This is a genomic window from Pseudoalteromonas sp. P1-26 (genome assembly GCF_001401795.1).
In the GTDB taxonomy this organism is placed as follows: Bacteria; Pseudomonadota; Gammaproteobacteria; order Enterobacterales; family Alteromonadaceae; genus Pseudoalteromonas.
The window spans coordinates 41,129-68,067 of the sequence record NZ_LKDX01000018.1; the positions used below are offsets into that span (position 1 = coordinate 41,129).

13 protein-coding genes are annotated in these 26,939 nt (G+C 39.0%); 9 read left to right on the top strand and 4 right to left on the bottom strand.

What is annotated here, in order from left to right:
• Window positions 1-66 precede the first annotated feature (66 nt).
• Window positions 67-1,713: a sulfotransferase gene (locus AN394_RS10675; RefSeq protein ID WP_055021497.1), complete on the top strand. Its 1,647-nt coding sequence runs from the start codon at window positions 67-69 to the stop codon at window positions 1,711-1,713.
• Window positions 1,714-1,753: 40 nt separating this feature from the next.
• On the opposite strand, the gene AN394_RS10680 is transcribed toward AN394_RS10675, so the two are convergent.
• The 3 genes from AN394_RS10680 to AN394_RS10690 form a co-directional block, all read right to left on the bottom strand.
• The gene (locus AN394_RS10680; RefSeq protein ID WP_152968927.1) at window positions 1,754-3,544 is read right to left on the bottom strand and encodes a putative 2OG-Fe(II) oxygenase; all 1,791 of its coding nucleotides are present in this window, start codon (window positions 3,542-3,544) and stop codon (window positions 1,754-1,756) included.
• A 53-nt stretch (window positions 3,545-3,597) separates the two neighbouring features.
• Entirely contained in the window at window positions 3,598-4,743 is a 1,146-nt protein-coding gene (locus AN394_RS10685) for a DUF547 domain-containing protein (RefSeq protein ID WP_055021499.1), read from the bottom strand.
• A 68-nt stretch (window positions 4,744-4,811) separates the two neighbouring features.
• Window positions 4,812-5,987 (bottom strand): DUF547 domain-containing protein, encoded by a 1,176-nt coding sequence (locus AN394_RS10690; RefSeq protein ID WP_055021500.1) that lies wholly within the window; start codon window positions 5,985-5,987, stop codon window positions 4,812-4,814.
• A gap of 641 nt (window positions 5,988-6,628) precedes the next feature.
• Here AN394_RS10690 and AN394_RS10695 point away from each other — a divergent pair.
• From AN394_RS10695 to AN394_RS10720, 6 genes are all read left to right on the top strand, one after another.
• Window positions 6,629-9,292: a TonB-dependent receptor gene (locus AN394_RS10695; protein ID WP_055021501.1), complete on the top strand. Its 2,664-nt coding sequence runs from the start codon at window positions 6,629-6,631 to the stop codon at window positions 9,290-9,292.
• A 115-nt stretch (window positions 9,293-9,407) separates the two neighbouring features.
• Window positions 9,408-11,348: a S9 family peptidase gene (locus tag AN394_RS10700; protein ID WP_054564039.1), complete on the top strand. Its 1,941-nt coding sequence runs from the start codon at window positions 9,408-9,410 to the stop codon at window positions 11,346-11,348.
• A 291-nt stretch (window positions 11,349-11,639) separates the two neighbouring features.
• On the top strand, window positions 11,640-14,306 hold the full coding sequence (locus AN394_RS10705; protein ID WP_054564038.1) for a TonB-dependent siderophore receptor: 2,667 nt from the start codon (window positions 11,640-11,642) through the stop codon (window positions 14,304-14,306).
• Between the two features lie 243 nt (window positions 14,307-14,549).
• Window positions 14,550-18,704 (top strand): ATP-binding protein, encoded by a 4,155-nt coding sequence (locus tag AN394_RS10710; protein WP_055021502.1) that lies wholly within the window; start codon window positions 14,550-14,552, stop codon window positions 18,702-18,704.
• A gap of 110 nt (window positions 18,705-18,814) precedes the next feature.
• Window positions 18,815-19,120, top strand: a complete 306-nt coding sequence (locus AN394_RS10715) for an H-NS family nucleoid-associated regulatory protein (RefSeq protein WP_054564036.1) — start codon at window positions 18,815-18,817, stop codon at window positions 19,118-19,120.
• A 68-nt stretch (window positions 19,121-19,188) separates the two neighbouring features.
• A complete protein-coding gene (locus AN394_RS10720; protein ID WP_054564035.1) occupies window positions 19,189-20,934 on the top strand; it encodes a DEAD/DEAH box helicase in 1,746 nt (581 codons plus the stop codon).
• Window positions 20,935-20,959: 25 nt separating this feature from the next.
• Here the strand turns inward: AN394_RS10720 and AN394_RS10725 are convergent, their stop codons facing one another.
• Window positions 20,960-21,292: a ribonuclease E inhibitor RraB gene (locus AN394_RS10725; protein ID WP_054564034.1), complete on the bottom strand. Its 333-nt coding sequence runs from the start codon at window positions 21,290-21,292 to the stop codon at window positions 20,960-20,962.
• Between the two features lie 171 nt (window positions 21,293-21,463).
• Between AN394_RS10725 and AN394_RS10730 the strand changes: the two genes are divergently transcribed.
• A complete protein-coding gene (locus tag AN394_RS10730; protein ID WP_055021503.1) occupies window positions 21,464-23,191 on the top strand; it encodes an autotransporter assembly complex family protein in 1,728 nt (575 codons plus the stop codon).
• The gene (locus tag AN394_RS10735; protein WP_055021504.1) at window positions 23,191-26,877 is read left to right on the top strand and encodes a translocation/assembly module TamB domain-containing protein; all 3,687 of its coding nucleotides are present in this window, start codon (window positions 23,191-23,193) and stop codon (window positions 26,875-26,877) included. Before AN394_RS10730 ends, AN394_RS10735 begins: the two co-directional genes overlap by 1 nt.
• The last annotated feature ends 62 nt before the right edge of the window (window positions 26,878-26,939 follow it).

Genomic DNA, 26,939 nt, shown 5'->3' on the forward strand with positions numbered 1-26,939 from the left:
TTAATGTATGATAAAGCGAGCTTCGGCTCGCTTTTTTTATGGGGAAGCATTTATTATGGGGAAACAATGACATCAGAACAACACGCGTTTACCCAAGCTGTTGCTTTACTTCAGCAAGGTAAAGTTAGCCAAGGGGTTGAGTTATTAAAACCGTTAACACATAACAATGAGTTTGCTGAAAAAGCGTTACAGATCCTTTTCAAAGTTGCTATGCAGCAACAAGATACTGAAACAGCCATTGCCTATTGCCAAAAACTGGTATCGATAGCTCCAAAAAAGTTTGATTATGTACTGACCTTAGTACAATTAAGTATAAGTTGTGGTGAGTTCAAAATTGCGAAAAACGCGCTGTTACCTTTATACACAGCAAATCCGCAGCAAGCTGATATTTGCTTTCAGCTAGGAAAAATAGAAAGAAAGCTTGATAACCACGATTCAGCGATGCGCTTCTTTGAACAAGCTCTAACATTATCTGAGCAGTTTAAAGCACCCGCTTTAATAGAAATTGCTTTTATGCATAATGAGCAATTACATCAACCTGATGATGCCGTACGTTACTTACAACAAGCGATTAGTCATGATCAAAATAATCTTCAAGCTCACTTTTCATTGGCAAATATTTACGAACAGCTTGGTGATAAAGAGAAAGCGAAAAAAGGCTTTCAACAGGTTTTAAAAATAGATGCATTTAACGCGATGGCACAAGCAAGGCTGGCTGACATCGAGACATTTTCTGAACAAGATGCGACTAACTACGAACAAGCATGCCTAGCTATATTACAACGAGAGTCAGATGATATTGCCTGTGCTGATCTTTATTATGCACTTGGTAAAGTATTTAATGATTGTAAAAACTATCAGAAAGCTTGGTATTATTATGTAAAGGCTAATCAATACAATAAAAAGTATTTACCAGTTTATGATCGCCAGTCTATTGAAGCGGTAACCGACTACACCTTAGCGCGTAATATCACTCTTCAAGCAGCGAATACCTCTATTACGCCTATCATTATTTGCGGTATGTTTCGTTCTGGCTCAACACTGATTGAACAAATTATCAGTTCTAACGAGCAAATAGCAGCAGGTGGTGAGATTGCCTATTTACATTCATCGTTATTCAATTTAATTAGTGATGAAAAGGCGCTTGCAAATAAGGCTAAAGATCCTGAGTTTATAAATGGTTATAACGAGCAACTAACTCTTCGAGCCGAAGGTGCTATTTACGTTACAGATAAACGCCCAGAAAATTACCTTTACTTAGATATTATCAAGCAGCTCTATCCAAAAGCTAAGATTATCTGGACAGAGCGAGATATTAAAGACAATAGCTTGTCAGCTTTTTTCCAGCATTTGGGTCCGAGCTTAAACTATGCTGTATCCCTAGGTGATACTCTACACCACTATGAGCAGCAGCAACGTATTAAGTCACATTGGCAGTCGTGTTTCAGTAATGATATTTTTACCCTGAATTACGATCAGCTCGTTTGCTCACCCGAGCAGATTTTAGAACAGCTGTTTAGCTTTCTAGGGCTTGAATATACTGATGAAGCCCAGCGATTTCACAATAAATCTGGCACTGTAAGTACAGCGAGTGTATGGCAGGTTAGAAAGCCACTTTATAAGTCATCCTCAGGACGATTTGCAAATTACCTTGAACACATACAGGCCGATGAAAAATCCTACCAAGATGCCAAAGCGCTGTTAAATAAGTAATTGGTAATAAAAAAGACCATCATTTAGATGGTCTTTTTTATTATTTTAAGGGCATGATATCACATGGAATAGTTAGCCGAGGGCTAGTACTTTTTAGTTGGTATGTACCATGCCAAATATAGCTTGGAAATATAATAATTTGACCTTCCTCAGGGCATATTTCACGAGCTATAGACTCACGCTCACCTAAGTTAAGACTGGTTTCTCCTAGCTTAAGCCAGCCATTTTTAGTTTCATCATCTTTACTCATCTCATTAGGAATAGAAATATAGCTCGGCGCTGATAACCAACCTTGAGGGTGGATATGATTAGCATGAAAACCGCCTTCTTCTAGTTTCACCGACCAACTACCTCTGGCAACAAAGCGTTTATGATTACGCGCTAATAGAGGGTGGTTAGCATCCTCTGGTAGCTGCATCAGGTATTGATTAATGCATTCATTCATAGATGACTTAAATAAATCAATAAGTTGGTTTGAACGGTGTAACAAGTGACCTTGTGTTTGGCTGCCACTGCGCACACTTTGATCTAATGGTTGTAGTTTATTTGTGTGAAGGCTGATCATTAGCTCTTGCAACTGCTTATTAAAATCAGCAAAGGTCTTAAAACCAGGCGGAGCAGGCAGCTCCATCACTTTAACGAATTTGTCTAGGTCAGTTAACCAGTGATATTTATCATTATTTGATAGTCGCCAAGCAATACTTAAATATGCCCAAAGCTCTTGGTTGTGAGGGTTAAATTTTACTGCGGTTTCTAAATGAGAGATCGCTGAGCTGTAATCGCCTTGTTGTATGTAAAAGTTTGCTAAATCAATACAGTAACGAGCATTTTGTGGGGCTGCTTTAACGAGTTGCTGAAGGAGTGAAAATGCTTTTTCTTCGTCACCTGTTCTATCTAGAATTATACTGTGTGCATGATGTAAATCTAAATTTTGTGGATGGTTTCGTGTTGCATCACTGCTTACTAATAATGCTTCTTCCAGCTTATCTAGTTGCAGTAGTTGGCCAATTTGAGAGTGGATCAGAACAGGGTTTGCATCATAATTTTTGAAAGTTTGAACATATGAACTCATTAATTGGCTCTGCGAGTGTTCCCAGTAGAGCTTGTTAAGGCTTTCATGCGCTGGTACATAGTTAGGAGCAAGTTCTAAGCATGCCTTAAGGTGAGCTTGTGCTTGTTCATATTGCTGTAAATCATAGTATGTACAACCAACTATGTAATGCAACTCGGCACTTGGTTGCTGTTTTAAAAGCATTTGCAAAAGCGCTAAGGCCTCGGCAAATTGACCTAAATTTCGATAATTACAAGCATGTTTATAAACGAAATGAAATTGCTCCTTTAATTGATCTGGCAATTTTGTTTGAAAATACTCTTCGATACGTTGTAAGTCACCAAAGCGCTCGAAAAGTTCTAAAGTGAGCCAATGGTAACGAACGAATGTGTTCTGCGAGGGTGATGTTTTGCTCAATAAATGTTCGGATTTTAATAATTCATCTTGATTAATTAGGCTTTCAATGTAATTAAGTCGTGGCTTTTCGAGTGATAAAGAAGCTGTGTTATATTCACAAAACTGAATACACTCTGCATACTTTTTTTGTTTACAAAGTAAATTGGTGTAGTTGTCTAAAAGGCCAACATGATTACTAAATTGGCTAAGGCCTTGTAAATAGCACTGCTCAGCTTCTATGGTTTTGTTTACAGCTGATAAACATAAGCTATTTAATGTATACCAATCAGCGGTTTTATTTGTATGTAAAGAAAGGAGTTGTAATGCATGCACATATTGTTGTTGATTGAATGCGTGCAAAGCTCTTTGCAATGAATTATTCACTCGTACACCCTGTTTTTGCTTTATGTTAACAGGGCGTACAGTAAAGTAAAATATTACTCTTGATTTACATCAAGGTCTTTGATTTCTACAGTGCCTTTAATGCGTTCTCTTTGTTTATAAAGCTTACGAATTTTCTTCCAAACTTGTGGTGGGTATCGACCAAATTGAGCTAGCCGCTTCGTTAAGGGATCGGTGATATAGCTTCCGTCTGCTGCACGATATCCATATGTCATTCCTCCTATACCCTCTAGGGGAGCCCTGTTAATAGCAGAAGAGGCGCCATAGGCTCTATGCGTGCGATATAAATCCACGATATGCCAATCATCTATTGTAAGCTTAAACCCTTTAGATGACTCTACAGCATCTTTTAAAGAGCCATTAGTATAGTGTTCAATATGAGACTTTAAATCTTGCTCAAAGTCGTCAAACAAGGCTTCTGTTTGCTGGTAGTAGACGGATAGGTAAAGTCTATCTTTCCCTTTAATTTGCATACCTCGGTTAGAATTAACAAATTCCTCACCATTGTCTGCTAGTTGGTAATACACTTTGCTTCCTACATAGGCCTCTGGGCGAAGATTTGGGCTGCCGATATTCCCTTGATGAAAGCCGTACATTACAATCGGTTTACTTTTGCCAAACTTTTTAAAGACAATGTTGTGTTGTATGTCATTCAAAGACAGGCTATGTCCCATAACAGTAATAAATTCCTCATCAAGTAATGAATTATCACCAAATAATAAATCTTCAGTACTGAAGATAGGGTAGTGCTCAATGAGTTTCTCTAATAATGCTGTGGTATATAAATTTAGCCAGTAAGCAAGTTGCTCAGATAAAACGAGCTCATTAAGTGGGATTTGTTCAGGAACTTGTTCAAGGCTCAGACGTATTTTTTTAAAACCAGTTTTCAGGTCTGCCTTTACAACTTCTTCATAATAAAAACGATTTGCTTCTAAAGCTGTATCGTTATTTTTGTGTGCTCTCGTACGTGTGCCAATGCCTGATTGGCCTTTTCGAAAGCCTCGGTCTGAGCGGCCTAAGTCAATAACCGTGATTTTAAGTAACTGATCTAAATCACCATAAGATATTGTTAAATCACTATCTAAGCCGAAATCGGCAAATTCCTCAGGTAGAGTGTCTAGTTTTGCTGACGAGTGTGCAGTAAAGAAAATTGCGGTTATTAATAAGAGTGGTTTAAGCATAGCGAACTCCCTGTTCAGAAAAAGCCACCCGTCACATTCTTTTGACGAGCGGCCTTTTAATTTTAATTTTAATTGTTTGAATCAAGATCTTTAATCTCAACAGAGCCACTGTTGTCTTGGCGCTTTAAGTTAAGTTTTTTGATTTTCTCTAACATTTCAGGAGAAAAACGACCAAAATCCATGGTGCGCATCATAATTGAATCTGTAATATGACTCACATTAACCGCTCCAATACCCGAGCCACTACCTTCAGGACCGATTGGTACAGCTGAGTTGCTTACAACAGCATTAAGCATTGCTGCAGGGTTAGTTGATGTAGATCCGCCATAGTCACGGTCGGTACCATATAAATCAGTAATACTCCAATCTTCGATATCAACTTTGAAGCGTTTGGCGTATTTAACATCGCTTTTCATTTGACCTTCAGCGTAGTCTTCTAAGTGCTCACGTAAGTCACTTTCGAAATCTGAAAATAAAGACTCAGCTTGCTCATAATATTTAGATACATAAAGGCGATTTTTACGCTTAATTTGCATGCCTCTATTTGAGTTTACAAATTCCTCTCCATTTTCAACAAGTTGATGGTAAACTTTGCTACCTTTATACGCTTCATCTCGAAGGTTTGGGCTACCAATGTTACCTTGATAAAAGCCATACATAACTATCGGCTTTTTTTTACCAAATTTTTCAAAAACAATTTTATGTTGAATATCATTGAGTGAAAGTTTGTAACCGGCAACGGTTAAAAACTCATCTTCTAGAATCGAATCATCACCAAATAGAAGGTCTTCTGTATCGCGAATAGGGTAGTGCTCAATTAATTTTTCTACCATGGCTGTGTTATATAGGTTAAGCCAGTAAGCTAACTGCTCGTCTAGGCTTAAATCATTCAGCGACACTTCGCTAGGTACCTTCTCCAAGCTAACTCTAATTTTGTGAAAGCCATCCTTTATCTCTGATTTAGAAACACCTTCGAAGAAAAAGCGATTGGCCTCAAGCGCAGTGTCGTTGTTTTTGTGTGATTTCATGCGCGTGCCAATGGAGGATTGAGATTTACGAGAACTTCGGTCCGACTTTCCCATGTCAATTACTGTCATTTCAAGTAAGTTATCAAGGTCCTCATACGAAATTTTAATATCTCGATTAAGGCTAAAGTCTGAAAATTCTTCCGGTAGTTCATTTATTTTTGCATACGATGAAAGTGAGCAAAAAGTAAATGCAATTAGTAATAATTGTTTAAACATGATTTTTCCTTGTTGTTTTAACAATCTTACTATCAGTGATTGTTACAATTTTTTCAAGTTTATATGTACCGAATTTGTTCTGTCTTTACTTGTTTATCTTAAGAAAATATAAGGGGTTTAAATGTTTTTCTAAACTTTCCCTTAGTTGTTGCTAGTTAATAGAATGTTCATTCTATTAACTTTTGCATCATTAAGTCCATTTCTTCTACGTGTTAACCATTTTGACCATGATTGTTGTGGATTCATCTTAACTGTAAGGTCTTAAAATTTTATTTTTTTATTTTTAAAGATAAAAAATGCCATTTAACAGTACTGAGCTTTATTGCTAAAATTGCAACTATTGGCAGGTTTTGCTTTAGTACCCATATTAATACTAAAAAGTTAAATTCTTTTTGACCTTTGTAACCTGTTGTAAATGTTGCTGTGTCTATTGTATTTAAAGGGGTTTGAAGGTGTTAATTATGTTTTATTATTTTGGTTAGTGTTTTATTTATTGTTAAAAATTGAACTTTTGAGTTAGCGAAGTGTTGACCTTTAAGAGTGGCGAGTATTATTATCAAAGCTCAAAATTACTGCCTAATATGCATTTTTTTTGAATAACTATAAATATTCCATGAATAACATGGTCCAGGGAGAATCAAATGTTAAATAATAAAGTTTCAAAAGCTGTTCGCTTAGCGGTCGCTTTTGGCGCAGCTTCTACAGCTGCATTTTCTGCAAGCACATTTGCTGCAGATGAAGAAAACGCAGAAAAAGTTGAACGTATCCAGGTTACTGGTTCACGTATCAAGCAGGTAGATCTAGAGAATAGCTCTCCAGTTACTGTTTTATCAGCGGCAGAAATCAGCCTTTCAGGTGAGCCTACAGTTGCTGACGTTTTAAATAACCTTGCTTCTAACTCTTTCGGTTCTTGGAAAGGTGTATCTGGTTATGGTGCTGGTGGTGCAGCTTCTTCTAACATTAACTTACGTGGCCTTGGCTCTGACGCGACACTTGTATTATTAGACGGTCGTCGTATGCCTGGTACAAGTTCATCTTCTGGTTCATCGGCTGATACATCAATCATTCCAATGGCTGTTGTTGAGCGTGTTGAAATCCTTCGCGATGGTGCATCAGCTGTTTATGGTTCATCTGCTGTTGCTGGTGTAATCAACATCATTACTAAGAAAGACTTTGATGGCGTAAGCGTTAAATACGATTACGAAGTACCTAAAGTTGAAGGTGGCGAAAGCAAAACTTTCTCAATTACTTCAGGTTACACATCTGAAAAAGGTAACATCATCTTCACGTATGAAAACTCACGTGACAATGCAATCTTCGACAAAGAAATTTGGGCGATGGATGATCCTACGTACGGTGCGTACAGCGGTTATAGCCATGTTCCAAACTACCGAATCGGTGGTGCAGGTAGCTATATCTCTAACCCTGAGCTTTGTGACCAAACAGCTGACGTAGTAAATGCTATGGATGAGAACGGCGTTGGTGGTTGTTTATATAACTACGGTAACGTTACAAAATTCTATCCAGACGTAGAAAACAACTCATTCTTAACTAACTTTAACTATGAATTGACTGACAACATTCGCCTTGTTGGTCGTGCTATGGCAAGTTTCAACGAAACAAACTCACGTTACGCAGGTACGCCGGTATCTACAGGTGCAGTTTGGATGGATGCTGACAACCAATATAACCCTGAAGATGAAGATATCCGTCTTTACATGCGTTCAGTGCCAATTGGTAACCGTGACACAAAAACAGAAGTTGTAACTACAGACATCGTATTAGGTCTTGAAGGCTTCACTGATATCGGTAATGGTTTTGATTGGGAAATCAACTACCAAAACAGCATCTCTAAAACAAATGTTTTTGGTAGCAACCTAGTTAATGACGTAATGTTACAAAGCGCAATTGACTCTGGTGAATATGATATTCTTAACACTACAGGCATGAGCTACGAAGAGTGGAATACTCAACTTACAGACTTATACCAATATGCAGCGCATACAGGTACTTATGAAGGTCGTTACGAAAGCCAACAAATTGATGGTTTAGTGTCTACTACATTCGTTGATAACGGTGATTTCGTTATTGCTGGTGTTGTTGGTGCTGAATTTGAAGAAATTGATTTCACTCAAGTATCTGACCCTGAGTCTGCAAATGGTTTCATCTCAGGCGGTTCAGGCGGCGATGACGTATATGCAACTCGTGACCGTACTGCTGCATACATGGAAATTCAAGCAAGCTTACCTTACGAAATTGATGTAACTGTTGCTGGTCGTTATGAGAAATACGAACAGTCAGGTATGACTAACCTTGGTGAAAAGAGCACTACATTTGATAAGGTTGTTCCAAAAGTAGGTGTTACTTGGCGCCCAACTGACACATTATTAATCCGTGGTTCTTGGGGTGAGTCTTTCCGTGCTCCTAACATGGGCGAAATGTTCCAGTCTTATGCATTAAGCTTCCCAACTGTTCGTGATACAGCATGGTGTGATGCTAACCCTGGTCAATCATTAGAAGGTTATTGTTCTGACGCTGGTGAGCAAGTAGCGACATGGTTCGGTGGTAATGCAAACCTTACTGAAGAAACGGGTGACTCTACGACGCTTGGTTTCGTATGGGATATCGTTGATGGCTTAGCAGTAGAATTAACTTACTACGATATCAGCTACGAAAACCGTATCGATGACGTAAGCACAACTGAACTTCTACGTATTGAACAGGAAGAAGGTGGTTTAGGTTCTACACCAGATGCTATCGACCGTGCTAATGGTACTGGCCAAATTGATTACATCTACACAGGATATATCAATAAAGCATCACTACAAACGTCTGGTTTCGATTTCTCAACTCGCTACAAGCATGAAACTAGCTTCGGTGACTTTGGCGTAATGCTAAACGTTTCAAAAGTTATGGAATTTGAAGAGAAAGCAGACAAAGATGCAGAACCGTTTGATTATGCTGGTCTTCAAGATTACCCAGATTGGAAAGCTGATTTAGGTGTTAGCTATTCTTATGAAGATTACAGTGCTTCTTGGACTATGTTCTACGTAGGCGCTCAAGAGTCAGGTAACGAAGAGTGGGGTGTTGATTACCTTGCTGACGTTCCTTCATACTTCAAGCATAATGCTCAGTTCACATACACTGCACCAACAAATACTAAAATTTCTGTAGGTGTTAACAACGTATTTGATAAGAAAGCACCTTCTTGGTATGACGGCTTCCGTGATTACCGTGATTCAAGCTGGTCATTATACGATCAAACAGGTCGTTCAATGTACCTTCGTTTAGAACAAAAATTCTAAGCTAAAATAATTAGTATAAGCTCTTAAAACCCTGCTACAGCAGGGTTTTTTTATGCAAAGTACTAAGTTATAAATAACCCAAACATTTATCGTCATAATTAAAGGGAATATTAAAATGAAAATAATATGGTTTTTACTTTTGAGTAGTTTGCTCAGTTTATCTATGAGTGTCGGCTCCAAAACGCAAGACATCCCAATTGAGGACTTCTTTAAAACACCTAAATTTTCTAATTTGCAACTTTCTCCAAATGGTAAGTACCTTGCGGTTTTATCGCCAATTAACGAGCGTAGAAATATTGTTGTAATGGAAGTTGATGGTTTTAAAAATGCGAGGCCAATAACAAAGTTTGATGAGCAAGATATCAATAGTTTCTCTTGGGCGAATAATGATGACATTATTTTTACACTAGACAGTAATGGTAATGAAGCATTCAGTATTTATACAATTGATGCCCATAAGAAACGTGCAAAGGTCGTGCAGTTAGTCGGATCAAAAGTTGGCGCATCAGGTATCCGCTCTGCATCAGTTGTGCATTTATTACCAGATGATCCGAAGCATATTCTGGTGCAATATAATGGCCGAAACATTGTTGCTCCAGATTTATATAAACTGCCAATCGACAGCCGTTGGGATCGTAAACACGAACGTAATTACAAGATGGACTTACTTGCAAAGAACCCTGGTAACGTTCAGGGGTGGATGCTTGATCATGATGGTGAGGTACGTGGCGCTTTAACGATTGAAGGTTTAAAAGGTACTTTACTATATAAAGGAAAAGGCGAAGAAAAATTCAGAGTATTACGAGAGTACAATGCCGAAGAGGCAAATATTGAACCTTTGGCATTTGATTTCGATAATAAAAGGTTGTTCGTCGCTTCTGATTTAGGTCGTGATACCAAAGCTGTTTTTTATTTCGATCCAGAAACGAATAAGTTAGGCGAACAAATTTTTGCCCATGATAACGTTGATGTTACATCGCTTAGCTTTTCGAGAAAGCGTAAAAAGCTTACTTCAATTAGTTTTTATGACAAATACCCTGAAGAAGTATACTTCGATGAACAGACTGCAAAAATGATGACCTCATTAAAGCAGGCATTTCCCGATAAAGTTGTGACAATTACTAGTCGCTCTGATGATGAAGTGCTCAATATTGTCTATGCAGCGAGTGACACTGATCCCGGCCAATATTATTTATTCAATAAAAATGACAATAGCTTAAAAGCATTATTAAGCCCAATGTCATGGATAGATCCTAAAGCGATGTCGCCGATGCAGCCTATCGAATTCAAAAGTAGAGATGGTTTAACATTAAATGGTTATATCACAATTCCTAAAAACTCGTCGGGTAAACAGCTACCTCTTATCGTAAATCCACATGGTGGTCCCTTTGGAATTCGAGATTATTGGGGATTCAATCCTGAAGCCCAGTTTTTTGCAAGTAGAGGCTATGCCACAGTCCAAGTTAACTTTAGGGGGTCTGGCGGTTATGGTCGCAAATTCCAGCAAGCGGGCTATGGTGGTAAATGGGGCGCTGAAATGCAAAATGATATTACAGATACCGTTAAATATTTGGTTTCAGAAGGTATCGCAGATGCGAATAAGGTCTGTATTTATGGCGCGAGTTACGGTGGCTATGCCACAGTAGCAGGCCTTGCGTTTACACCTGAACTTTATAAATGCGGAATAGATTACGTTGGCGTAACAGATGTGTCTTTATTATTTGATACATTACCAAAGCATTGGGAGTCACAACGTGAAGTGCTTGAAATGCAGATTGGTGATCCATCTGATGAAGCCCTAATGAAACGAATGTCACCGTTGCAACATGTTGATAAAATTAAAGCGCCACTAATGATAGTGCAAGGTGCGAAAGACCCGCGTGTAGTTAAGCAACACGCAACTGATTTACGCGATGCACTGGCAAAAAAAGGAGTAATTTTGTCAGATGATGAATGGATAATGAAAGAAAATGAAGGTCATGGCTTTCAGAAGCAAGAAAATAAAGTTGAGCTTTACACAAAAATGGAAAAGTTTTTGGCTAGATATTTGAAATAATAAATTATCAAAAAAATACAAAAAACCCAGAAATTAAGGCTCAAACCTTGTTCTGGGTTTTTTATTGTTTCGAATATATAAACTAATGTGAAATATATGTAATCAAACTTTTCTTTAATCTTATATACACCTGAAACTTAAAATTTACATTGAAAAACAATGGTTAAAAAACTGTTGACCAAAAGTTGTCCCTAATATTAGTATTTAATTCCCTTATGGGGTACTAGTACCTCTTTAAGGGTTAAAATAAATTAATAAAGTCATAACATGGATATGACCAGGGAGAATCAAATGTTAAATAATCAAGTTTCAAAAGCAGTTCGCTTAGCGATTGCTTTTGGTGCAGCGTCAACTGCTGCATTTTCAGCTTCGTCTTTTGCTGCTGAAGAAGAAGGTGTAGAAAAAGTTGAGCGAATCGAAGTTACAGGTTCACGTATTAAACGAACTGACATTGAGGGTGCAAACCCTGTTGTTGTAATCGACCGTGCATCTTTAGATAATTCAGGTCAATTAAGTGTTGCAGACGTATTAAACCGTTCAACATTTAACTCATTTGGTTCGATCCAACCATCATCAGGTAGTACAGCGCAAAGTCAGGCAACAGTAAACTTACGTGGTTTAGGTTCTTCAAGAACACTTGTTTTAATTAACGGTAAGAAAATGCCAGGTTCACCTGTTATGGGTGGTGGTGCAGCTGACTTAAATACCATCCCTTTTGCTGCTGTAGAGCGCATTGAAGTTATGGGTGATGGCGCATCTGCGGTATATGGCTCTGATGCGATCGCCGGTGTAGTAAACATTATTTTAAGAAAAGATTTTGAAGGTGTTCAAGTTCAGGGTCGTATGGGTACTCCGAGCCGTGATGGCGGTGGTGATGAGTCATCATTCTCAATTATCACAGGTCTTAAATCAGAAAACTCTAACCTAGTATTCAGCTATGAGCATGATGAGCGTGATATTATTTTTGCTCGTGATCGTTGGTTCTCACGTGCAACAGACGATGGCTCAGGTACATTCGCTGGTACAACAGGTCAAAGCTGGTATGGCCGTAACATTCTAGATATGCAAACATTTGAGTTTAACCCAATGATCACTGGTCAAGACTGTTCGCAGTACGGTGATTCATTTGCTTATCATAATGATGCACCAGATTTCCCTGCTGACGACGGCTGTCACTATGATTATACTGCTGTTGCTGCTGACGCTGCTTCAACAAAGCGTGACTCAGTATTTGTTAACTTTGATTATGACATCAATGATGATTTAATCTTTAACTTCCGTTCATTACATTCGCGTAATGAAAGCTTTGGTCGTTTCGCACCTGCAGCAGGCTGGTTTACATTCCCTATTGCGCTTGCTGAAGACACAGAAAAAGGCTTAATGGCTGTTAATGAAGGCGACCGTGGTTATTACCGCTTTAATAACGTAGGTACTTCACGTGACACTTGGCAAGTTAGCAACATGGCTGATTGGAGTGCATCTCTAAATGGTATGGGTGAAGTGTTTGATTGGCATGTAGATGCACACTATAACCGTTATGAAATGAACGAGTGGGGTCAAGGCTATGTTCATCGCCCAAGCGTAGAAAATGCGATCATTGATGGTTGGGATCCACGTGACCCAGATCAATCTGCGTATGCTACTCAATTAGCTAATATCGCCGCAAATAGTAACCGTCGTTCTGGTAGTACATTACGTGAAGTAACTGCAGGCGTAAGCTTTAATGAGTTAGCTACTTTACCTGCAGGTGAACTAGGCCTATATGTTGGTGCTAGCTACCGTGAAACTGATTACTTTGACCAAGCGGAAGCTCAAAACGAAGCGAAAAACATCATTGGTACTGCTGGTGGTTCAGCGGCAGGTGACCGTACAGAATCAGCTGTTTTTGCTGAAATGTTAATCCCTGTAGTAGACACATTAGAGTTAAACTTAGCTGCTCGATATGATGATTACAGCGATGTAGGTTCATCATTTGTTCCTAAAGTTTCACTTAAATACCAGCCATTTGATGAGTTAGTTTTACGTGCTGCTTGGGGTGAAGGTTTCCGTGCTCCAACGCTGGAAGATCTATATAAAGCACCACAAGAGTCAGCTTCATCAGCTAAAGATGTTGTAGTATGTACATCGGCAGGTACATCACGTTCTGATTGTCGTACTCAACAACATACAACTTACTTCATCGGTACTGATTCATTAAAACCTGAAGAATCAGAAAGTGTAAGTTTCGGTATGGTTTATAACATCACTGATAATATCGATATGTCAGTTGATTACTATGATATCGAAATCACTAACCAAGTTAGCTCGTTATCTACACAAGATGTATTTGACCTTGAGTTAGCTGGCCTTTTAGGTGACCCTGAAGATCCAAATGATAACGCTGCTGGTTATGACCAAGTATCTGTAGACCGTGGTGGTAATCCAACTGGTCGTTCGTTACTTGTTACTGCACCAATGGCTAACATCCCTGGTTTCTCTACAGATGGCTTAGATTTCAAACTTAACGCAGTATTTGACTTAGGTGGCGCAGGTCTACTTCGCTCTAAATTTGCTTGGTCAGAAGTACTTAGCTATGAAGAGCCAGATATCATCGGTTACCCTAACGTTGATAAAATTGGCCGTGCTGGCTTACCAGAAAGAAGAATCAGCTGGGGCTTAACATGGGATATCGAAGCTCACATGTTAAACGTAAATTGGAACCATATTGCTTCTACAGCTGAAGAAACTGAAGATGCAAATGATGAAGGTACTAAGTTCAAAGCAGTTGGTGAGTTATCTTCGTATAACATTATCGATATTAACTATACTTACGCAACGCCTTGGAATCTTGATCTAACACTAGGTGTTAATAACTTAGCTGATAAAGATCCAGTATTGAACTCTGAATTAGACTACGACGATACTCTTTATAGCCAAGTTGGTCGTCTGTACTATGCAGGTTTCAAATTTAAGTTCTAAACGAACGATTTAAATACTTGTATATTAAAACCCTGCGCTTGCAGGGTTTTTTATTTTATAAACAAATTCACTATAGGTTTTACAGTTATAAAATAATTAATTTTTAAGGTTTAATTATTTACTTAAGCTCTTGTGTAAGATTTATGTGCAGTTGTTTAAATCAATTTATGCTCTTATACTTAAAAAACCTTAATAAAAGCGATGTTTCAGTTGAGTTATTTCCATAAAATCATAGTGTTGTTTTTGACGCTGTGTCTTTCATTCGATGTCTTAGCCACACAACTCAAAGCGGGTATCGTTAACTATAATTTTTTTCCTTACCATACCCGGGATGCTGATGGGCAGTTTTCGGGTGTTATTGTTGGTTATAGTAATGAAATCGCTCGCTTGGCTGAAGCCGATCTTGAATACCGTGTTTACGACAGTTTAGATGAGTTATTAGATGCGCTTAAAGTTGGTGAGATCGATTTTGCTGTAGGCCTAAATAAAACCGCACAGCGTAAAAAGCATTTCTTATTTTCAACACCCTTCATGGAAGCGCCAAGAGGTATTGTCGCAAATCAGTCTATCGCAAATGATGCTTTGAAAAACTTAGCGAGCTTACGTTGGGTGTGCATTACGGGTAGCTCACATTGTGAATATTTAGTTGAAAATGGCGCGCTATTTATTAATCGTTTTATAAAACCCGAAGACGCCTTTAAAAAAGTAGCAGATGGCTCGTTTGATGCCTTTATGGGTGATTACTCAGTATTATCTCATCAACTAAAAAATCGCTCTCAAGAAAACCTGAAAGTTGTGAGCCCAGTTTGGCTATCGAGCGAAACCTTGCATGTAATGTTTAATAAAAACAAAACAGCATTACGCAATCAAGTTAATTCGGTATTAGCCGCTATTTCACCAACCACGAAACAACTATGGGAAAGTTCTGCTAGTGAAGAATATTTAGCCGCTAAAGCGTATAGTCAATTTAAGCGTGACTTTAACCGTATTGATAAAAAAGAAGAAAATAATTACTTACTGACATTTTCTTTTGTCGATGGTTTATATCCAATTCATGCGACAAGTAATTTAGGAGAGGCAGACGGCTATTTAAACGATACCCTTGAGCTTTTAGCTCAGCGCAGTGACTTTCAGTTTAAGTATATACCTGCGGCTAATTCGAAAGAGTTGGAACGTCTATTTTTGGCCAATAAAATTGATTTAATTCCGACCATGAACCCCACTAAAATTGATGAGGGGGTGTTGATAGCACTGCCAGCTCATTACAGTTTAGAGATGGTGTTAATCTCTAAACGAGCAAGCCAAACTAAACGAATTGGTTATTTAGAAGCGTTTGCTGACCCTAAGCAAAAGCTTGTAACGAATGAACTCGTTGAAACGGTATCATTTGACTCAATTAAAACGCTATTTTATGCACTGAGAAATGACAACATTGATGCTGTGATACTGCCGCAAAGTATTGCCGCATACCAGTTAAACCAATTCTATATTGGTGAGTTTTATATTAATCCAAAATACCGTTATACCCAGCCTATTTACTTTTTAGTGAATAAGCACTTTTCAGAGTTTGCGACTTTGCTAGACAGCTTATTTAAAACACTGACCAGCAACGACTTTAGCCATGTTGTGAACCGACATGGCATTTTTAGTATTGAACGTGGCTACGACCGTAAAACAGTGAATACCACGGCAATTCTTATTTTAATTTTAATCGCTGTGTCGGTGATTTATTTTATTAGCTGGCGGTTAACTATTAATCGCGAAATTGCAAAGCGTAAAGAAGCTGAAGAAGTGGCATTGATTAAGCTTAACTTTACCCAAAAACTCATTGATGACTTACCCACTATGGTGGTGATTCAAGATCAGCATCAAAAACGCGTTATGTGGAATCGTGCCTACAAAGAAAATTTTGCTCACTTATGGGATGAAAATAACCAATATCTGCGCGGCGATATTAAAGTCGTAAAAAAACTAATTTCACAAAATGAGCAAAGTTTAAATTCAGGCAAAGTCATTAATCAGCATATTAATTACACTAACAAATCTGGCAAAGAACTGGAGCTGCTTTACACTAAAAAGCCGTATGTGGGGTTAGATGGTGAACTAGCAGGCATCATGACAGTACTTACAGATGTTACCGAGCACCGCCATTTACAACGTGAGAATCAGTCAGTTCAACAGCTTCTACAAACCATCACAGATACCATACCCGGCGGCGTATTCCAGTATGAGTATTATGACAATGGTGAGGGATGTTATACCTATATAAGTAAGGGCGCGCAGAGCTTATTAGGTGTCACTTCACGAATGATTAACCAGCGCGGTATGACGGGATGTATCTCGCCATTTATTGTTGATGAAGACCGCGTGCAAATCGCCAAAAGTTTTAAAGCAGCGACAAAATTTAACAAACTGATTGATATTGAGTTTCGGATAAATAATCTCGGCCAGCAAATTTGGTGTCGTTATATTGCTAATGCTGAAATTAATAAACGAGACGATAAGCAAGGTGTGCGTTGGAACGGGATCTTGCTGGACATCAGCTTACTTAAACGCCAACAAGCAGACTTAAGTAAAGCTACTCAGCTTGCACATCAAGCTGATCTAGCAAAAAGCCGCTTTATTGCCACTATGAGTCATGAATTAAGAACGCCAATGTCTGGGGTAAATGGCTTTATAGAGTTGTTAAAATCATCACCGCTTGATGAAGAGCAGCATTACCTCGTTGAGCACATTGACAGTTCTGTAACCAAGCTTCGCACATTAGTGGATGATATTTTATATTTTGCTAATACCACGACAGGCAATATTGAAGTTGAATTACGTGAGGTCGACCTAGAAGCACATTTATGTCGTGTTTTGCGTGCCCATGAATACCTAGCTAAGCAAAAAGGGCTTGAGTTTAACGTGATATGGCGCACAGCTGCTTATACCTTAGCTTCTGTTGACATAAGCCACTTGATGCAGGTTCTCTCTAATGTTTTAAATAACGCTGTGAAGTTTACTGAAAATGGTTCAATAAGCTGTGATGTGTTATTTGAGAAGCAGTCTTTAAAAGTTGAAATATCAGATACGGGTAAAGGTATGACGGCTGAGCAGTTGGCGCATACATTTACCCCTTTTGAGCAAGCTGACAACTCAATTCAACGTCGCCATGGAGGTACAGGCTTAGGCTTGAGCTTGGCAAAGCAACTTGTTGAAGCCATGCAAGGTGAAATATCCATTTCAAGTACTTTTGGTAAAGGTACCAATGTTTACATTGCTGTGCCACTTAAAAGCGTCAGCAAACAAAAACTGCAGGCTGTATCAGTGAATTGGGCTGTGTGTTCTCAAGACCATCAGTTATTAAATAATCTAGCTAATATGGGTGTAAAGCATCACCAATTAAGTTGGCCAATAGATAAAGAGGCATTTACGCAGGAAGATAATATTCTTATTGATGAAAGCTATATTAAAACGCTGTGGGGCGCTAATTGGCTGCAATCAATCAGTACTGCAAACAACAACTACATTTTAGTCGCAAGTGCAAAAAAAGAGCATAGGCCGGCTAATTGTAGCTGTCATATTTTACCTACAGAGCCATTATATCCAGATACTCTAAGAGAGCTTTTAGATAATGTACATACCAGCAATGATGAGGGGTTGGCTGCGCAAAATGCTCAGTTACATGGGCAAATATTAATTGCTGAAGATAATAAAACAAATCAATTATTACTCGAAAAACAATGCCAGAAGCTCGGTATCAAAGCAGTGATGGTTGATGATGGTATTGCTGCACTCAGAGCACTTGAAACAGGACAGTTTGATTTATTACTAACCGACTGTCATATGCCTGACTTAGATGGGTTTAAATTAACGGAGCAATTACGCAACCAAGAAAAATTTAAACATTTGCCAATTATTGGCTTTACCGCTGATGATTCAAAAGAATGTTTTAACAAAGCATTAAAGTCAGGAATGAATAGTGTTTTATTTAAGCCTTATAAACTTAATGAATTATATAATCGTCTAGCTGAGTTTATAGATTTAAGCTCTAATGATTTGCCTAATAGCAGTGAAGGCGTTGATATCAGTTTACAAGGTATAAAAGATAAGCAGCATTGGTTAACTGTTTTTGGTAATGAGAGTGATGCGAAAATGCTTGCCGACGTATTTATTAACAGTTTGCAAAGTGATTTAAATACTCTACAAGAGCACTTGGAAGCTCAAAATTTAGAAAGGGTTTCTGCTGCAATACATAAACTTAAAGGCGCTATTGTTATGCTGCAATACCCACCTTTATCTGAGCTAATAGTGACAACGGAAAATACCTTTAATCAACAGCAAGATACATTAATAGTGGAACAATTAATTACTGAGTTAAGGGATGTAATAGATAAAATAAAGCTATGGCTATAATAAATAGATAGGATAAAAAATAAACATGGAATAGATTATTTCATTAAATCCACATATACTAGCTACTGTTGAACATTTAACTTAACTTTTAATACTTAAGAGAGCTCTCAATGAAAGAAATCCGATCTTTTGTGAAATCTGCGTCATTATCTGAATTAGAAAAAGCAAAACAGCTAATTGACACAGCAATCGAGAAATATACTCAACAGCAAGAAGCTAAAAAAGAAGTACTCGATCTACTAAAAGAAAAAGGACTTACATTAGAAGATTTACAAGATGTTGCTTCAACAGATAAGCGTACTAAGGTAAAACCAAAGTACCGCATCGAATTTAATGGCGAAATTGTTGAATGGACAGGCCGTGGCAAACGTCCTAAAGCATTCCAAGGTGTCGATTTAACAAAACACCTCGCTTAATTTTTGCTTTAAAGAATATCAAGGGAAGCGTATGCTTCCCTTTTTTATGTCGATTATAGTCCGATAACATGAAGTACGTACTTAGACCCTACCAACAAGAGGCCGTAGCACGCACGGTTGCTCACTTTCGACAAACAGATGACGCCGCACTGATTGTTTTACCAACAGGGGCTGGAAAAAGCCTTGTTATTGCTGAACTTGCGCGCATTGCTAAACAAAAGATTATGGTGCTCGCGCATGTTAAAGAGTTAGTAGAGCAAAACGCCGAGAAATATATTAGCTTTGGTTTTAAGGCGAGTATTTTTTCTGCGGGGTTAAAGCAAAAGTCTTTAACAGAGCAAGTCACCTTTGCGAGTGTGCAATCACTGGCACGCAATACAGAAAAGCTCACTGATGCTTACTCTTTGTTGATCATTGATGAATGCCACCGTGTAAGCGGTGATGAACAAAGCCAGTACGGGCTGGTGATAGCGAGTCTAAAAAAACAAAATCCCAATCTTAAAGTACTTGGCTTAACCGCAACACCATTTCGTATGGGGATGGGTTGGGTTTACCATCATCACTATCATGGTTTTGTTAGAGGTGATAAAGATGCACCGTTTAAAAAGTGTATTTTTGAGTTACCACTGCGCTATATGATCAAGAACGGCTATTTAACGCCGCCCCATGAAGTCGATGCAGCCATTAGCCATTATGACTTTTCATCATTACCGAGTGATTCATTTGGTCGGTATAGTATTGAGAATATGAATGCGTTATTGAAAGATAATACACGCGCAACAAAAGCGATTATCAAGCAAGTTATAGAATACAGTGAACAGCGTCATGGCGTGATGATCTTCGCAGCAACCGTAATGCATGCCAAAGAAATTACCAGTTACTTACCTGAGGATAGTACGGCACTTATCACGGGTGATACTGATAATGACGAGCGTGACCGAATTATTAATCAATTTAAAGCAAAAAAAATAAAGTATTTAGTAAATGTATCTGTACTCACGACGGGCTTTGATGCGCCTCATGTCGATTATATTGCGATTTTACGTCCCACCGAGTCAGTCAGTTTATACCAACAGATTGTTGGTCGAGGCCTTCGTTTAAGCGAAGGAAAAAAAGACTGCTTAGTGATTGATTATGCAGGTAACGGCTTTGATTTGTTCTACCCAGAGGTCGGCAGTAAAAAAGCGCAAAGTGATAATGAGCCTGTTCAAGTGCTGTGTCCAGGCTGTGGATTTGCGAATATTTTTTGGGGTAAAACAGACAGCGAAGGCAAAGTGGTTGAGCATTTTGGTAGGCGTTGTCAAGGCTTGCTGGACGATGGTGAAGAACAAGTACAGTGCGATTATCGTTTTCGATTTAAAGAATGTGAGCAGTGTGGTGAACAAAATGATATTGCTGCAAGGCAGTGTCAGTCCTGTGGTGCCATGATGGCAGACCCTGATGATAAACTACGAGAAGCACTAAATTTAAAAGATGCCTTGGTATTAAGGTGTAGTGGTTTGTCAGCTCAGGTGATCGCAAAAGGTTTACTTAAAATTAGCTATTATGATGAAGATGGAGCCAGTTGTGATGAGGTATTTAACTTAGCAAATGACACCGGACGATTTATTTTTAATAAGCAGTTTGGTAAGCGAGCAGCACTTGGTTTTACCCCGATTGAATGGCAAAGCGCTGAGCAGGTTGTCAATTTACAACAGCAACTACTTGCCCCCGATTTTGTGATTGCGCGTAAAAATAAAAAATACGGTTGGAAAGTGGCTGAAAAGCTATTTGATTATCAGGGCAATTTTCGTAAGGCGAATCAATTAAATTGATCCCCTTACGAGATTGTGGAATGGCTTATTCTTCTTCGGCCATCAACCCCCAACCATCGCCATAACCATTATGGCTATTAGCAATGCTTTCTAAGTATTGTTCTGTTTGGCTAAGTAAGGTGTGATCTGGCACCATCTTCACACGAGTTATTACTTCCCACACCCCTGTATCTGGGCATTTGGCTAACTCTGTTGAAGGGGCAAGTTCATCACTTGTAATTGCTTCAGCAAATTTTTCTGCTTCAGGCTTTTGTTCAAAAAGAATATAGAAATCGATAGTTTGCATACTGGTTAAATCGACACCAGCGTCAGCAATTTCAGCTAATAATTGACCGTTTTCGTCATCAGGGAAGTGCATTTAGTCGCTCATTCATTATAAATCTAGGTATTATCCGCTATTGTAGCGAAAATAATTGTTTAACGCGTACTAATTTTAACATTTCAATTATGTCAGTGGCTATTGCACTGTGCTAGTATCTTTTTGTACTCATTTTAGATTATGACTCTTCCAAAAAAGTAAGGATATTTTTTGTATACTCGGCATTTCTTTTTTGTCTTTGTGTTTATCTGCTTTTCATACAGCCAGCACGCAATTAGTGCCTCAACTGTTATTAAAGATTATAAAATTCAAGGGATCAGTGATGATCTCGAAAAAAACGTTGAGCTTTACATTAAGCAACTGGTCAATGAAAAAACTTCTAAGGCATTAAGGCGTCACGCTAAAAGCCAAGTTGAAATGAGTTTAAAGGCGCTTGGTTATTATAAGCCGGTAATCAAAATTAGTTTCGATGATGCTCAGCAGCTTTTAATTGTTGATGTTCAACGTGGTCCTGCTACCCGTATTGCAGATATTAACGTGACTATCACGGGTGCCGGTAAAGATGACGCTGAATTTATGTCTGCCGTCAACAGCATCAAAATCAAACAAGGTGACTTTTTAAATCACGGTAAATATGAAGCCGCAAGAAAACGTATTGAAAGCCAACTATTAGACTTAGGCTATTTTGATGCAAAATGGCATGAGCATAAATTGGCAGTTTCGCTAAAAAATAATAGCGCAAAAGTCATTTTCAATGTCGATACTGGGCCCCGTTATCAGTTTGGTGACATCACAATTGGTAGTGAGACTCCAGCCGAAAAATACATTCGTTCGCTGGCTGAATTTAAACAAGGTCAGCCTTATAATGCGACCGAGATTTCTGATTACAACTTAGCATTGTCGAGCACCCCTTACTTTGCCAGTGTTCGTGTGTATGCAGATATTGCAAAACGTAAAAATAATCAAGTGCCTGTCAACGTTGATGTATTACACAAACCTGCCAATAGTTATGAAGTGGGTGGCGGTTATAGCACTGACCTTGGACCAAAAGTCCGTTTCAAATGGACCAAGCCTTGGATCACCGAAGATGGTCATTATTTAGAAAGTAACCTCAATGTATCTGAGCGCCAGCAAGATATTTCACTTGGCTATACGGTGCCAGTTGACGACCCTAATGATGATCTTTGGCGCTTTTCTGTGGGTTACAAGCTTGAAGATGAATTAACCAATGATTTATACAGTCGTATATTCACGGGACAGCTTCAGCGGCAGTGGCTCACTGATGACGATTGGGTACGTACTGCTTTTCTAAGACGCGATTACGAGACCTATCGAATAGGGGATGAAGAACAAAGCGCAAAAATGCTGATGCCTGGTATTAGTTATGCCAAAAAAGACACCGAGGGGGGCACAACGCCTTATGAAGGCTATCAATGGATGATGTCAGTAGAGTTTGGTTTAAAAGATATGATGTCTTCAACCAATATTTTGCGCTTACAACTGCAAAATGCCTGGTTAACTACTTTTGCAGAACGCCATATGCTGTTTTTAAGAGCCAATCTAGGTGCCATGTTGGTCGATAATATAAATGATGTGCCGTTATCACTGCGTTTTTATGCCGGTGGTGATCAGAGTGTACGTGGTTTTGCCTATGAATCTATCTCCCCTGAAGATGAAAAAGGGCGCCTAATTGGTGGTAAATATTTAATGAGTGGCACTGTTGAATATAACTATCAATTCGCTGAACATTGGCGCGCAGCCTTATTTGTCGATAGTGGTACTGCGACTAATGATTTTAGTGATCGCGTCGAAGTCGGTGCCGGTTTTGGTTTTCGGTATTTAACGCCAGTTGGTCCTGTACGTATCGACCATGCTTGGGGTTTAACAAAAGAAAGCAAAAGTACCCGATTAAGTATTACCATAGGGCCTGAAATCTAATGAAGATGTTAAAAAAGATAACCAAGGTTCTATCAATCACGTTGGCAAGTCTGCTAGTTATTGTGTTTTGTTCGCTATTCACCGCGCCCGGTAATCACTTTATTGCATACACAGCGAATAAGTTAGTTGATGGTTTAAAAATCAACCTGCCATCTGGTCGTTTTTTATATAACGATGCGTTTGATGTTCACTTTGAAAATCAAGGCATCAAGCTTGAGGCAAAGCAGCTAAAAATTGATTTATTCTGGTGGCGTTGTGATGGTATCTGCCTAGATAATTTAAGCGCCCAGTCGATTGATCTAAGCATTAAAAGCCAAGCTGCATCAACTGAGCAGAGCACGGAAGCTGAGCCTGAAGCTGAGCAAGCTGGTCAAATCAACTTACCAATGAAAGTTGCTGTTAAGCGAGTTGCAATTAATCGCTTTAATCTTGCGCACCCGAGCGCCGATGTAACAGTCAACAAATTAAACTTAAGTGGTCGCGGCGAAGAATCGGATATTACAGTGGATACACTGACCATTGCTGATGTTGCTGTGATGCTACACGAAGCAAAAGAGCAGCCTAAATCAACGCCATTAACAGAGCTGCCAGCATTACCATCACTCGATATTACGCTACCGATTAATATTGAGTTAAAGCAATTTCAAATCAGTAAAGTTGCTGTAACCCCTTATGGTGTTGAAGAGGCTCAGCTTGTAGAAAATATTGAATTAGTTGCGTCTGCTAAGGGCAGCGATATTAATCTTGAAAAGCTTGCTGCAAGTTATCAGCAATGGCAATTGCACTCTAATTTAATGGCAGAGCTTTCTGGTGAAAATACAATTGAGGGAGCAGTGTCTGTAAAAAGCACTGAGCATCAAGCGAAGTTATCGCTTTCAGGCCCGCTTGAGGATTTAACGTTAGATTTAGTAACGCAAGGAGCGTACCCAGCAGAGTTAAAAGGGGCTGTTAACCTAAAACAAACAAATTACCCATTTGATTTAACAGGCCAGATAGCAAAGTGGCAAATTACGACAGATACACAACAGCTGCAATTATCGGACTTTGATTTAAAAGCCAAAGGCCATGCCGATGCTTATGCTGTCGATTTGAGCCTAGTAACGCAGTTAGACGCATTACCTGCAATGACTGTGAAATCGCAATTACACGGTAGTTTAACAAACGCAAAACTTGAGCAGTTAAGCCTCAATGCGAATGACAGTAAAGCAGACATTAACGCATCAGTTGATTGGTCGAACGGGGTAAAAAGCGAGTTTAAAGGGGTTTTAAGCCACTTAAAAGCCCAATACTTAACGGATGCATTAAGCAGTGATTTATCTGGTGAATTTAATGGTTCATTTAATTTACAGGCAGGTGAGTGGCAGCTTGCCTTAGATAACACGCAATTAAATGGTTCAGTTAATGAAGTGCCAGTGACCTTATTGTCGGATTTTGAACTTGATAGCAGCCTGCATGCGAGTTTTAAAAAACTTGAAGTGAAAAGCGGTAAAAATGAAATTGCGCTATCGGGACAGGTTGATGACGTATGGCGTGTAGACGGTAAATTGCGTCTAGATGCAAGTGGTCAAGATATCTTGCCTATGCAAGGCAAGGGTTTTGCTGATTTGAGCTTACGTGGTGAGCGTCTTGCGCCAACGGTTGATTTAAATCTAGTCCTTAATACATTGAGCTATCAAGATATTCAGGTTGATGGTTTAACATTAAAAGGGCAATTTGATTACGCAGCAGATTGGCAAACGGATGTGTCACTGGTGCTCGATTCTGCATCGATCGCAGAGCATAAAATTAATCAAATTGAGTTAGACGCCAGTGGCGATAAAACAGATCATCATTTAACTTTTTTACTCGATGCAGATCAAGGCAAGGCATCATTTGATGTAGACGGTAAATTTAATAAAGAGACCTGGCAAGGTGCGCTAAGCCAAATTCTTGTTACCGATAATCAGGTACGCTTTGGCACTGATAAACCGGTTAATATCCAAGTAAATACCAAAACCTTTGACTTTAATGTAGGCGCGCATTGCTGGCAAAGTGATAACTCAAAACTATGCTTTGAGACCTTGCAGCAAACTAAGCAATTAGGCCAGTTAAATGCACAGCTTGCAGCGCTATCTATTGCTGAATTTAAACACTTCTTACCTGATAACTTGAAAGTAACAGGCGATGCAAATGGGGAGTTTGTTGCTAATTGGAATAATGGTGCATTGAAAACGATTCGTGCCAATATCAAAACTCAGCAGCTGGAAGCATCTTTAATTGATGACGCAAATGTTTATAAATTACCGATAGAGGTTTTAGATATCTCGGCAATGAGCGATGCGCAAACGGGTAAACTTAATGCCACAGTTGATTCATCTGTATTAGGTAAAGTGACGTCAGAGCTCAACATTGATGATATTCAAAATCAACAGACCTTAGCGGGCGACTTGGTTATTGAGAAAATTGAGTTAACAAACCTACGCCCTTTTATAGCTTCACTTGAGCAATTAACAGGCGACATAAAAGGTCGGTTAGCAATCGCAGGTACTTTAAAAGAGCCATTACTCAATGGTGATTTTGATGTTGAAAATATCAATCTAGAAGGGGCAACCTTACCGGTATCGCTGCAAAACTCTTATGTGAACATTGCCTTTAATAACCAAAGTGCAAAGCTCACTGGCGAGCTCAAAGACACGGAAGGGGGCGCGCTTAATTTATCTGGCGGTGTTGATTGGCAGCAAGATTTACCGGACGTTGACGTGAGATTAAACGGTAAAGAGTTTTTTGTGCGTGCTCAGCAAGATGTCACCTTTAAAGTGTCTCCAGACTTAACTATGTCGTTAAAAAATAATGCGTTTAATCTTGATGGCCAAGTCGTCGTGCCATGGGGACGTATTGCGATTGAAGAGCTACCAGAAGGTGCTGTGCAAGTCAGCGATGATGAAGTCATTGTTGATATTGAGCAGCAACAGTCAGAAAAAGTGCCCTTTGATTATGCTATTAACTTAAAGGTGTTGGTTGAAAATGATGTGCGCGTTGACTCGTTTGGCTTACAGTCGAAAGTTGAAGGTGACATAAACATCAGCATGGACCAAGTTACGCCGATGATAGCAACGGGTGAGTTGAACCTAGTTCAAGGTACCTATCGTGCTTTTGGTCAAGACTTGCAAATTCGTACCGGTCAGGTGGGCTTTAGTGGCTCAATTGATAAACCGTACTTGAACATTAAGGCAATTCGTAATCCAGACAACACCTTGAATGGCGTGATTGCGGGTATTACCTTAACTGGTAATGTTGAACAGCCTTCATTAAAAGTATTCTCAGAGCCAGCGATGGACCAAGCCCAAGCATTGGCTTATTTATTAAATGGTCAACCTCTTGATGAAGGAGATAGTTCAACCGATGCGATGCTCACCCAATTACTGCTTGCCCAAGGTGTAAACCGTAGTGAAGGTGTGGTATCTAAAATTGGTGAAAGCTTTGGTTTGTCTGATGTTAGCTTAAGTTCAAGCGGTAGCGGGGATGACACCAAAGTTGAAATATCTGGCTATGTTACACCAGGTATTCAAGTAAAATACAGTGTTGGTATTTTTGATTCACTAAGTGAAGTAGCAGTTCGTTATCAATTGTTGTCGCAATTGTATATTGAGGTCACCAGCGGCCTTTATCAAAATGTTGATATTCTTTATAAATTTGATTGGGACTAATCGCTCTACTTGTGATCAAACATCGCTTTTACTTGCTTATTAGGGCATAAGTTAATAGGCTG

Coding starts and splice junctions, on each gene's coding strand:
- AN394_RS10675 (WP_055021497.1), top strand. CDS start 67: ATGACATCAGAACAACACGCGTTTACCCAAGCTGTTGCTTTACTTCAG.
- AN394_RS10685 (WP_055021499.1), bottom strand. CDS start 4,743: ATGCTTAAACCACTCTTATTAATAACCGCAATTTTCTTTACTGCACAC.
- AN394_RS10690 (WP_055021500.1), bottom strand. CDS start 5,987: ATGTTTAAACAATTATTACTAATTGCATTTACTTTTTGCTCACTTTCA.
- AN394_RS10695 (WP_055021501.1), top strand. CDS start 6,629: ATGTTAAATAATAAAGTTTCAAAAGCTGTTCGCTTAGCGGTCGCTTTT.
- AN394_RS10700 (WP_054564039.1), top strand. CDS start 9,408: ATGAAAATAATATGGTTTTTACTTTTGAGTAGTTTGCTCAGTTTATCT.
- AN394_RS10705 (WP_054564038.1), top strand. CDS start 11,640: ATGTTAAATAATCAAGTTTCAAAAGCAGTTCGCTTAGCGATTGCTTTT.
- AN394_RS10715 (WP_054564036.1), top strand. CDS start 18,815: ATGAAAGAAATCCGATCTTTTGTGAAATCTGCGTCATTATCTGAATTA.
- AN394_RS10720 (WP_054564035.1), top strand. CDS start 19,189: ATGAAGTACGTACTTAGACCCTACCAACAAGAGGCCGTAGCACGCACG.
- AN394_RS10725 (WP_054564034.1), bottom strand. CDS start 21,292: ATGCACTTCCCTGATGACGAAAACGGTCAATTATTAGCTGAAATTGCT.
- AN394_RS10735 (WP_055021504.1), top strand. CDS start 23,191: ATGAAGATGTTAAAAAAGATAACCAAGGTTCTATCAATCACGTTGGCA.